The organism is Nocardia aobensis NBRC 100429, assembly GCF_000308375.1.
Classification (GTDB): Bacteria; Actinomycetota; Actinomycetes; order Mycobacteriales; family Mycobacteriaceae; genus Nocardia; species Nocardia aobensis.
In genome coordinates this window covers 1-12,874 of the sequence record NZ_BAFQ01000181.1, presented here as the reverse complement: position 1 = coordinate 12,874, position 12,874 = coordinate 1, and the positions used below count along the sequence as shown (strand labels likewise).

General features: G+C 70.9%; 1 protein-coding gene. It reads left to right on the top strand.

Features of this window, described 5'->3' with window-relative positions; translation table 11 throughout:
* Positions 1–17: 17 nt before the first annotated feature.
* On the top strand, positions 18–12,874 hold a 12,857-nt coding region (locus tag RJ03_RS23645), incomplete at its 3' end, for a non-ribosomal peptide synthetase (protein ID WP_245552370.1).

Here is a 12,874-nt window from a genome sequence, read left to right as displayed (position 1 = left end):
AACATCCACTCGATCGGGTGCGCGCCGTGTTCGGCGCGGCACGGCCCCGCGCGGTACTCACCCGCCGAGCCGACGAGGCGAACCTGCCCAGCGACATCCCGGTCTGGGACTTCGCCGAACTCGGCGGCCGCTCGCCCGACGCCGCGCCGGTGACCGACCGCGACCGGCTCGGGCCGCTGCGACCGGAGAATCTGGCATATGTCATCTACACCTCCGGCTCGACCGGGGTGCCCAAGGGCGTGGCGGTATCGCATGCCGCGGTGGTCAATCAGCTGCGCTGGTTGCGCGAGCACTACCGGCTCGGTGACGACGTCATGCTGTTGCGGACCCCGGTCACCTTCGACCTGTCGGTGTGGGAACTGTTCTGCGCCTTGACCTGTGGCGCCGAGTTGGTGATCGCCGGCCCGGGCGCGGGCGCCGACCCGGAGGCGGTCGCGCGGCTGATCGCCGATCATCACGTCACCACGGCCGATTTCGTGCCGTCGCTGCTCTCGGCGTTCGAGGATACGGCGGCCGGTCACCGCTTCCCCGATCTGCGGCGCGTGCTGTGCATCGGCGAAACGCTGCCGGCCGACACCGTGCGCCGCTTCCGTGAACTCAGCGACGCGCGTCTGGACAACCTGTACGGGCCGACCGAGGCCGCGGTCAGCGTCACCGCCTACCACGTCGACGGTATCGACGGCGGCACCGTGCCGATCGGTACGCCGGAGCCGAATGTCGTGGTCCACGTGCTGGATTCGCGCCTGCATCCGGTACCGGCGGGGGTGACGGGGGAGTTGTATCTGAGCGGTGTCCAGCTTGCTCGCGGCTATCACCGGCGCCGGGATCTGACCGCCGCGACCTTCGTCGCCGATCCTTTCGGCAGCGCACCCGGGTCGCGTATGTACCGGACCGGTGATCTGGTTCGCTGGGCGAAGGGCGGCGTCCTGAGCTACGTCGGTCGCGCCGACGATCAGGTCAAGATCCGCGGACTGCGCATCGAACCGGGCGATATCGAGGCGGCACTGCTCGCGCAGGACGAGGTGAGTGCGGCGGTGGCGCGCGTCTACGCGGGCCGGGGCGAGCAACGGCTGATCGCCTACGTGGTCGCACCGGAAACCGCGGACACCAAGAAGATTCGGCGCCTGCTGCTGGAACGCCTGCCGGCCTATATGGTGCCGTCCGCCGTCATCCGGATCGACGGGGTGCCGCTCACGGCGAACGGGAAGATCGACTACCGGGCCCTGCCGGTTCCGGACTCGAGCGGGCGGACGGAATACCGTGCGCCCCAGGGGATCGTGGAACAGACCGTCGCCGAGGTCTTCGCCGAACTGCTCGGCGTGCCGGTCGTGGGCGCGGACGACGACTTCTTCGATCTGGGCGGCAATTCGCTCGTCGCCACGCGCGCGCTGAGCCGGATCGGCGCCACACTCGATGCGTCCGTGCCGGTGCGGATGATCTTCGAAGCGCCGACGGTCGCCGAACTCGCCGAGCGCATCACCCGGCTGCGGGGTGTGCCCGCGCTGCCCGCCCCGGCGCCCGGACCGCGACCGGATCGTCTGCCTTTGTCGACGGCGCAGACCCGGATGTGGTTCCTCAACCAGTACGACCCTCGTTCGCCGGGATACATTGTGCCGCTGGCGGTTCGGATCGAAGGCCGCCTCGATGCGGACGCGCTCGCGGCAGCCGTCGGCGACGTGGTCGAACGGCACGAGAGTCTGCGCACCGTGTACCCGGCGGTCGACGGCGTGCCCACGCAAGTGGTGCTGGACGCGGCCGCCGTCGTCGCGGACTGGGATCTGACACCGCAGCGAATCGAGGAGCATGAGCTGGCCGACCGGTTGGCCGCGCTGTCGACCACCGGATTCGACGTGTCCGAGGCGGTGCCGGTGCGTGTCTCGCTGTATCAGTTGTCGGACACCGTCCGGGTGGTCGCGATAGCGGTGCACCACATCAGTTGCGACGGCTATTCGGTGGCACCGCTGGCCGCCGATCTCGTGGCGGCGTATCGGGCGCGGGCCGGCGCGCACCCGTCGGATCGTCCGCCGCTGCCGGTGCAGTTCGCCGATTACGCCCTGTGGCAACGCGCGGTGCTCGGCTCGCCCGACGATCCGGAATCGCCCGTGGCCCGCGATATCGCCTACTGGCGAACGCGACTGGCCGGCATACCCGAGCTGCTCGAACTGCCCGCCGCCCGGCCGCGCCCGGTCGATCAGAGCCATCGCGGCGCGCTGATCCACGCCGACATTCCGGCGGACCTGCAGAGCCGGATCGAATCGCTGGCCCAGCGCGCGCGAGCCACGACCTTCATGGTGGTGCACACGGCGCTCGCGGTGCTGCTGTCGGGGCTGTCCGGCAGCGACGACGTCACCGTCGGCGTACCGCATGCCGGCCGTGGCCACCGGGTGCTCGACGACCTGGTCGGCATGTTCGTCAACACCTTGGTGCTGCGCACGCGCGTCACGCTCGATCAGACGTTCACCGGATTGGTGGACGCGGTGCGCCGCAACGATATCGAGGCCTTCGACCACGCGACCGTGCCGTTCGAGCAACTGGTCGACGCGTTGCGTCCCGCCCGCTCGACGGCGCACTCGCCGCTGTTCCAGGTGATGCTCGCCTATCAGAACATGGTGCGGGCGCGTGTGGAACTTCCTGAGCTCACCGTCGAAACCATCGATCCCGGTGACAGTTCCGCGATCTACGACCTGCTCTTCATGGTGACGGAGGAGCACGGTCCCGGCGGTGAGCCGGCCGGGATGACGCTGCGGCTGACCTACGCGACCGACCTGTTCGACGCGGAGTCGGCACAGCGGTTCGCGGACCGGTTCGTCCGCCTGCTCGACGGGCTCACGACCGACGCCGACGCACCGCTCGGTGAGCTCGACCTGCTCGATGCCGCCGAACGGCAGCTGGTGCTCAAACGCTGGAACGACACCGGCGACCCGATGTCGGTGGGGCGAACCCTGATGGACGGCTTCGGCGAACAGGTGCGCCGCACCCCGCACGCTCCGGCGATCCTGCCCGCCGACGGCGACGCGCTGACCTACCGGGACTTCGCCGACCGTGTCCACCGGCTGGCCCGATGGCTGATCGCGCGCGGTGCGCGCACGGAAACGACTGTGGCCGTCGCGGTTCGGCGCTCCGTCGACCTCGTGACGGCGTTGTACGCGGTGCTGGAGTCGGGTGCGGCCTTCGTCCCGATCGATCCGCAGCAGCCGAGCCGGCGCATCGCCGACGTGCTGGACGCGGCACACCCGCTCCTGGTACTCACGACCTCGGCCGACGGCGACGGCCTCCCGCCGGAATGTGCGCGCGTGGATCTCGACCGGCTGGACCTGTCCGCACTGTCCGGCGACGCGATCACCGATGCGCACCGGCTCGCGCCGCTGCGGCCGGACAACGTGGCCTACGTCCTGTTCACCTCCGGCTCCACCGGCGTGCCCAAGGGGGTGGCGCTGACCCACGCCGCCACCGCGAGTCAGCTGGCCTGGGCGCAGCGGCAGTGGCCGCACGGCGCCGGCGATACGGTCCTGTACAAGACCCCCGTCACCTTCGATATCGCGGTGTGGGAGCTGTTCTGGCCGCTGCAGACCGGCGCGCGGATCGTGATCGCCGAACCCGACGGGCATCGCGACCCGGCCTATCTCGCGGACTGCATCGCGAACCGGGAGATCAGCACCGTGCATTTCGTCCCGTCGATGCTCGACGTTCTCCTCGAAACCGTCGGAGATTCCGAATTTCCCTCGGTACGAAGGGTATTCGTCGCCGGTGAGGCGCTGGCGCAGTCCACCGTCGACGCCGCGGCGCGGGTGTTCACCGCGGCGGAGGTGGTGAACTGGTACGGCCCGGCCGAAGCGGAGGTGGTGACCTCCGCGCGCTGCCTGCCCGGTGCGACGGTGCCCGCGACGGTCCCGATCGGCGCGCCGGTCTCCGGGATGCGGGTGTACGTATTGGACCGGAGGCTGCGCGCGGTGCCGGTCGGCGTCGTCGGCGACCTGTACGTCTCCGGTGTGCAAGTGGCGCGCGGCTATCACGGCCGTGCCGACGTGACCTGCGCGGCCTTCGTCGCGCATCCGTTCGGGGCTCCGGGCGAGCGGCTGTACCGCACCGGCGATCTGGTGCGCTGGACCAGATCCGGCGAACTGGACTTCCTGGGCCGCAGCGATTTCCAGGTGAAGGTTCACGGCCAGCGCGTCGAGCCGGGGGATATCGAGGCGGCGGCGTGCGCGGTCCCGGAGGTCGCGCACGCGGCCGCGGTCGCGACCGCGGAGCGCATCGTGGCGTATGTGACGCTCAGGCCCGGCGCGGTCATCGACGGGCGGGCGATCCGGGACCGCCTCGCGCGGCTGCTGCCGTCGTATCTGGTTCCGGGGCGCGTCGAGGTGCTCGACCGGATGCCGCTCACCGCGAACGGCAAACTCGACCGTGCCGCGCTTCCGCAGCCGGGGTTCGACGACACGGCGGAATTCGTGCCGGCGCGTACCGATCACGAAGCGGCACTGACCGATATCGTCGCCGCGATCACCGGCGGGGAGCGGGTGAGCGTCGCGGCGAACCTGTTCGAACTCGGCGTCGACTCACTCTCGGCCGCCCGGCTGGCCGCGCGCGCCGAGGCGGCGCTCGGGGTGCGGGTGGGGATCCGGGACATCTTCGAGGAGCCGACGATCGCCGGACTGGCGGCTCTTCTCACCCAGCGCGCGCCGTCGTCGCTGATCCCGCTCGCGCCGCGGCCGCGCCCGGCCACGGTTCCGCTGGCGGCGGCACAGCGACGGCTGTGGTTCATCAACCAGTTCGATCCCGGCTCGGCGGCCTACAACATCGGCTTCGCGGCACGGTTGACCGGTGCACTGGATCTGCGCGCCCTGCGCGCGGCGTTCGAGGACGTCGTGGGCCGGCACGAACCCCTGCGCACCGTCTATCCCACGGTGGCCGGTGAGCCCTGCCAGGTGGTGCGGGATGTGGCCGCGGTGACCGCGCAACTGGCACCGGACGCGGAGCCGGTCGACGAGGACACGCTGCCGGAGCGAATCCGGCAGACAGTCGCGGCAGGCTTCGACGTCTCGGCCGAGGTACCGGTGCGCGCGCGGGTGTATCGCACCGGGCCCGCGCAGCACATGCTGGTGCTGGTCGTCCATCACATCGCCGCCGACGGCTCGTCGATGGCGCCGCTGGCCCGCGACATCTTCACCTCCTACGCGGCGCGCGTGAAAGGCGAAGCACCGCAAGGGCAACCGCTGCCGGTCCAGTACGCCGACTACACGCTGTGGCAGCGAGACGTACTCGGCGCCGAGGACGATCCGGAATCGATGACGGCGCGCCAGGCCGCCTACTGGACGGCGGCTCTGGCCGACGCGCCGGAGCTGCTGGACCTGCCGGCCGACCGGCCACGGCCCGCGACCATGTCGATGACCGGTGGCAGTGTGCGATTCGGCATACCGGCGCCGCTGCACCACGCGATCGTGGAGCTGGCCCGCCGCGAGGGCGTCACCGTCTTCGTCGTGCTGCATTCCGCGCTGGCGCTCGTGCTGGCGCGCACCGCGCACACCGGCGACATCTCGATCGGCACTCCCGTGGCGGGGCGCGGGACGGCGGCGTTGGACGATCTGGTCGGCATGTTCGTCAACACCGTCGTGCTGCGCACACCCGTCCGCGACGACGTGTCGTTCGCCGAGCTCGTCGCGCAGGTGCGCGGCATCGATCTCGAGGCGCTCGCGCACGCCGATCTGCCCTACGAGCGGCTGGTCGATCTGCTCGACCGGCCCAGGTCCACGGCCTATACGCCGCTGTATCAGGTGTTGTTCGGATTGCAGAACGCCCCGGCGGACCGATTCCGGCTGCCCGGCGTCGAGGTGGAACTGGTCGATCCCGGTGTCGCCCAAGCCAAAACCGATCTCACCGTCCTGCTGACCGACGATCCCGGCCGTGTCGGAGCCACCGGAATGGACGGCGAAATCATCTACGCCACCGATCTTTTCGTCGAGTCCACCGCCCGCGCGCTGGCGGACCGGTTCGTTCGCGTACTCGACGCCGTGGTCCGCGATCCGGACCGGCCGGTGGGGGACATCGCGCTGCTCGACGCCGACGAGGCCGAGGGGCTGGTGCCGGCGCGGGGCGGCACCGCACCCGCACCGCGGCTGCTTCCGGAGCTGCTCGCCACGACGGTGGCCACCGCTCCCGAGGCGATCGCGCTGATCGACGGTACTCGCACTCTCACCTACCGAGAGCTCGACGCTCAAGCGGAAGAGCTTGCCGCCCAGCTCTTTTCGGCAGGCGCGAAACCGGGTGTCTGCGCGGCGCTGGCCGTGCCGCGCTCGGCGGACTATCACATCGCCATGTGGGCGATCGTGAAGACCGGCGCCACCTTCGTGCCGCTGGACCTGCGCTATCCGCCGGAGCGGATCGCCTATCTGCTGCACGACTCCGCCGCGGGCCTCGGCATCACGACGACCGCCGCGCGCGCCGCGCTGCCCGGCGATGTGCGCTGGCTGACGCTCGACGACCCCCGTGCTCCGGGCGAGATCGCGGTGAAACGTCCACGCGCACCGCGTCTTCGGGATGTGGCCTATGTGATCTACACGTCCGGCTCGACCGGGACGCCGAAGGGGGTGATGGTCACCCACGAGGGGCTCGCCGCCTTCGCGGACGAGCAGCGCGACCGCTACCGAGTCGAGCGCGCCTCGCGCATCGTGCAGGTCGCGTCACCGGCCTTCGACGCCGTCCTGCTCGAAGCGCTGATGGCGCACGCCGCCGGCGCGGCGCTCGTGGTGGCGCCGCCGGAGGTGGTCGGCGGCGCGGACCTGGCCGCGCTGATCGCTGCGCATCGGGTGACGCATGCGTTCCTGACGCCGAGTGTGCTGGCGACGATGTCGCCCGCCGAGGTCGAGTCGGTGCGGGTGCTCGCGGTCGGTGGCGAGAAGGTGGCACCCGATCTGCTCGCGGCCTGGGCGGCCGGGCGGCGGCTGCATCACATCTACGGCCCGACCGAGACGACGATCGTGATCACGATCAGCGATCCGGTGGCTCCGCAGGAAGTCCTCACCATCGGCGGGCCGATCCGCGGCGCGGAGGCGGTGGTGCTGGACGCGCGGCTGCGTCCGGTGCCGATCGGCGTGCCGGGGGAGCTGTACCTCGCCGGGTCCGCACTGGCACGCGGATATCTGAATCGCCCGGCCGTCACGGCGGCGTCGTTCGTGGCGAACCCGTACGGATCGCCCGGAAGCCGGATGTACCGCACCGGCGATATCGTGCGCTGGACCGAGCAGGCCACGCTGCGGTACGTCGGCCGGCTCGATTTTCAGGTCAAGATCCGGGGCCAGCGGGTCGAGTTGGGCGAAATCGATGCCGCCTTGCTCGCTCATCCGGCCGTCACCACCGCGGTCACCGTGACCCGCACCGGCCCCGGCGGGCGGACCGTGCTCGCGGCGTATGTCACCCTCGGTTCCGCCGCGACCGCAGCGCCGGGCGAGATCCTCGATCGGCTCGCGGCCACTCTTCCCGCGCATATGGTGCCGGCGACGATCACCGTCCTGGACCGGTTGCCGCTCACCTCGACCGGCAAGGTGGATCGGAAAGCGTTGCCGGAACCGGACTTCGACACCGCGACCGAGGGCGCGGCGGCCATCGCCGACGAGCTCGAACGCACCGTGGCGGCCGCCTTCACCGATGTGCTGGGTGTGAGCGGCGTCGGCGCCACCACGTCCTTCTTCGCGCTGGGTGGCGATTCCATCATGTCGATCCAGCTGGCGTCGCGATTGCGGGCGGTGGGGATCGGTGTGACGGCGCGCGACATCTTCGAGCACAAGACCGTTCGCGGCCTGGCGCAGATCGCGCAGGCGCCGGCGCGGGCGGCGCTCGAGGAACTGCCCGGCGGCGGAGTGGGCGAGATCGCGCTCACGCCGATCGTGGCCTGGTTCGTCGAGCATCTCGGAACGCCGGCGCGGTTCGCCCAGTCCATGCTCGTGCGATTGCCGCGCGACGCGCGGGTCGAGGACGTGGGTGCGACCGTTCGAGCGGTCGTGGAACGCCACGACGTGCTGCGCTCCCGGCTCCGGGCCGGACTCTGGGATGTGTTGCCGCCGAGTGCATCCGAGACCGCCGGATCGGTGTCGGTGCGCACCTTCGGCGCCGGCGAACGGCCCGGCTCGGCCGGCTTCACCGCCGTGGTGGAGGCGGCCTACGCCGGGGCGGTCGACCGGCTCGACCCGGCGACCGGGGCGATGGTGCACGTCGTCTGCCTGCTGCCGGAGCCGGAGGTGGACGCCGAGGCGCGCGCGCTCGTCGTGATCCATCACCTGGGCGTGGACGCGGTGTCGTGGCGCATTCTGCTGCCCGACTTCGCCACCGTGTGGCAGCGGATCATCGCCGGACGGACCGTCGAGCCGGCCGCCCCCGGCACCTCGATGCGGCGCTGGGCCGACGCGTTGGCCGAAGCCGCCGCGGCGCGCGCCGAGGAGTTCCCACTGTGGCAGCACATATGTTCCATCCCGGACCCGGTGCTCGGACGCGCGCATGCCGATCCCGCGCTGGACACCCAGTCGACGGTGCGCCACCTGACCGTCACACTCCCGGTGGACGTGACCTCGGCGTTGCTTCGCGAGGTGCCCGCGGCCGCCCACGGCACCGTCGACGATGCGTTGCTGGCCGCGCTGGCCATGGCGGTGCGACGCTGGCGGGACCGTCGTGGCATCGACTGTGCGACAACGAGTGTCATGGTCGAGGGGCACGGGCGCGAGGAAGGGATCGTGGAAGGGGCGGACCTGTCGCGGACGGTCGGCTGGTTCACCACCCGGTATCCGGTGGTCCTCGACCTCGACGGGACCGACTCCGCCGACGTGCCTGCTGCCGTGAAATCGGTCAAGGACCAGTTGCGTGAAATCCCCGACAAGGGAATCGGTTACGGTCTCCTGCGCTTCCTGAATCCCGCGACCGCCCAGCGATTCGCCGATCTTCCGGAACCGCAGATCGCCTACAACAACCTCGGGCGCACCGGCATCGATCGCATGGATCCGGCGGATCCGGCGTGGGTTCCCTCCGGCGAAACCTTCGACCAGCGTGCGGCATTCGAGCCGGATATGCCGGTGGCGGCGGTGCTCACCATCGACGTGAACGTGCTCGACACGGCCGCCGGACCGCAACTGTCGGCATATGTCGGCTACGCCTCCCGGCTGCTCGACCACGACGAGGTCACCGACCTCACCGGCGAATGGGTCGAGGCGCTCACCGCCGTCGCGGCCGCCGCCGACCGGGACTGGGGGCTCAGCCGCGCCGACGTGCCCCTCGTCGACGTGACCCGCACCGATCTCGACGCGTTCGCCCACCGCTACGGACGCCTCGACGACGTGTGGCCCTTGGCGCCGCTGCAGGCCGGCCTGCTCTTCCACGCCGAGATCGCCGCGGGCCACCTCGACGTCTATCTCGCCCAATCCGTGCTCACCCTCTCCGGCGAGGTCGACGAGGCTCGGTTCCTGCGTGCCGCGCAAGCCCTGCTCGACCGGCATCCGAATCTGCGGGCCGCGTTCGCGCGTACCGCAGAAGGTGTTGCGGTGCAGGTGATTCCGGAGGCGGTCGAAGTGCCGTGGCGGCAGGTAGTCCTCTCCGGCGCCGCCTCCGAAACCTCGGCTCTGCTCGATGCCGAGCGGGCGTCGTTCTTCGATCCGGCGCAGCCGCCGCTGCTGCGATTCGTGCTCGCCACCGTGGGACCGGGCGACTTCCGGCTGATCCTGACCGCCCATCACCTCCTGCTCGACGGATGGTCGCTGCCGTTGCTGTGGCGGGAACTGATCGGCCTGTACGCGGTGGACGCACAACCCGAGCTGCTCCCGGATGCGGTGGCCTACCGCGACTATCCGGAATGGCTGGCTCGCCGCGATCGTGGGGCGAGCGAGGCGGTGTGGCGCGACGCGCTGCGCGATGTCACTGGACCGACCCTGGTTGCCGATCCGCATGCCGATGCGGCCGCGACCATGCCGATCGATCTGCCGGTGGAGATCGACGGTGAGGTGAGCGCCGAGTTGGCGGACTTCGCGCGGTCCCACGCCGTGACGATGGCGACGATCGTCCAGTTCGCCTGGGCGGTGGTCGTGGGCAATCTGCTCGGCTGCGATCGGGTCGTCTTCGGCAGTACCGTGTCCGGCCGGCCCGCCGACCTGACCGGGGTGGAGTCGATGATCGGACTGTTCATCAACACGATTCCGGTCGTCGCCGACGTGCGCCGTGAGGACACCCTCGAGCAGTCCCTGACCCGGCTGCAGGCCGGCAACACTCGCCTGCTCGACCATCACTACCTCGAACTGCCGCGGATACTGTCGGCGGTCGACGCGGTGACCCTGTTCGACACGCTGGTGGTGTTCGAGTCCTATCCGGTCGACAGCAGCGGACTGGGCGCCGCCGATATCGATGGCATGCGGGTGGTCGCGGCGGACGGGCGCGACGCCGCGCACTACCCCATCACCGTCCAGGCCCACCACACCGACCGGCTGCACATCCGGTTGCGCTACCGGCAGGACCGGATCACCGACGCGACGGCGTCGGGTCTGGCCGACCGGCTGGCGAGGGTGTTGCGCGCGATCACGAACAACCCGGGCGCGCAGCTGATGTCGCTGGATCTGCTGCACCCGGCCGATCGCGACGCCGTGGTCCCGGCCACCGGGGGCGCCGCGGTCGCGCCGCAACGCGCGGACCGGTTGCTCGCCGCGGGCATGTGGCTGAATCCTGCTGCGCCCGCGGTGATTTCGGGACAACAGACGATGTCCTACGCCGAACTCGACGCCCGCTCCAACCGGTTGGCGCGATCGTTGATCGAGCAGGGGATCGGTCCCGGTGACCAGGTCGCGCTGGTGATGCCCCGGTCGGCGGACCTCGTCGTCGGATTGTGGGCGACGGCCAAGACGGGTGCGGCGTTCCTGCCCGTCGACCCGCGCAATCCGGCCGACCGCGTGGTCCACATGCTCGCGGATTCCGCTGTGCGAGTGGCGATCACGGTCTCGGAAGTGCGGGATCTCCTATCCGATGCGGTGTTCCCGCTGATTCTCGACGACCCGCTGACCGAGACGTCGATCGCCGCGCAATCGGCGGCCACGCTCACCGACGCGGAACGCGTGCGCACACCGCGAACCGCGGACGCGGCCTACGTGATCTACACCTCGGGATCGACCGGAGTGCCGAAGGGGGTCGTGGTCACCCACGAGGGGCTGGCGAACCTCGCCGCGGTGGTGCGCGACCGTTTCGGTATCGACACCGGCTCGCGGGTGCTGCACGCGGCGGGCCCGGGCTTCGACGCGATGGTCCTCGAAATACTGCTGGCCCATACCGGCGGCGCCGTGCTGGTCGTCGCGGGACCGGACGCCTATGCCGGGGAAGAGCTGACCGAAGTTGTTCGGGCACACCAGGTAACGCACGCCTTCCTCACCCCGAGCGTGCTGGCCACGCTGTCCCCGGACGGTATGGAGTCGTTGCGCGTACTCGTGGCGGGCGGGGAGGCGGTGACACCGGAGTTGGTGGCGGTGTGGGCGCCGGGCCGGCGGCTGCTCAACGGGTACGGACCGACCGAGACCACGATCTTCGCCGGCATCAGTGCGGCACTGGCGCCGGGTGGGGTGGTGACCGTCGGCGGCCCGATTCGCGGTATGGAGGCCGTCGTGCTCGACCCGTGGCTGCGTCCGGTGCCGGTCGGCGTCGCGGGGGAGTTGTACCTGGCGGGCCCGCAACTGGCTCGCGGTTACGCGAACCGGCCCGCGGCGACCGCGACCGCGTTCGTCGCGAATCCGTTCGGCCGGGCCGGTTCTCGCCTGTACCGCACCGGCGACCTGGCCCGCTGGACACCGGAGTACGCGGTGGAATATCTCGGCCGCCGCGATTTCCAGGTCAAGATCCGCGGACAGCGCATCGAACTCGGCGAGATCGAGGCAGTGCTGGCCGAATACCCCGGCGTCGAGCGGGTGGCGGTGGCGGTGCGCGCCGACGAGCGCGGCACCCCGCGGCTCGCCGCCTATCTGGTCGGCGACGGCGAGATCGATCCGGACGAGGTCACTGCCGCGGCCCGCCGCCGTCTGCCCGCGCACATGGTGCCCGATGTCGTGCTGCGCATCGCCGAGCTGCCGCTGACGGCGACCGGCAAACTGGACCGATCGGCGCTGCCCACACCGGATTTCGCGGTGCGGCGACGCCGGATCGCCCCCGGCACCGCCACCGAACAACGCATCGCGGACGTCTTCGGTGACATCCTGGGCGTCGCCGACGTCGGTGCGACCGACAACTTCTTCGAACTCGGCGGCACGTCGTTGTCGGCCACCCGAGCGGTGGCCCGCGTGCGTGCGGCCCTGGGTGTGCACGTCGGAATCCGGGACCTGTTCGACGCCCCGACGGTCGCCGAACTGGCCGCGCGCCTTGCCGAGGCCGACCGGGCCGTCGCTGTGCGGCCGGTCGCGCGGACCCGGCCGGACCGGATCCCGCTCTCGCCCGCACAGCAACGGATGTGGTTCCTCAACCGCTTCGACACCGCGGTCGGCGCGTACAACATCCCGCTGGTGATCCGGCTGCGGGGCGACCTCGATGTCGACGCGTTGCGGCGGGCGTGCGCGCTGGTCGTCGACCGGCACGAATCGCTGCGGACCCGATTCCCGATGATCGACGGTGCCCCCTGCCAGGTCGTGATCGCCGCCGACGAGGTCGCGCCCGCGCTGATCGCGATCCCGGCCGACGAACGGCAGATCCTCGAGCGAGCGGCGGCGGTGGTGTCCGCGGGCTTCGACGTCACCCGGGAGGCGCCGGTACGCGCCGAACTGTTCGCCCTCGGCGACCGGGATCACGTGCTGGTGATCGGCGTCCACCACATCTGCGCCGACGGACAGTCCATGATGCCGCTCGCTCGCGACGTCGCGCTCGCCTATGCGGCGAG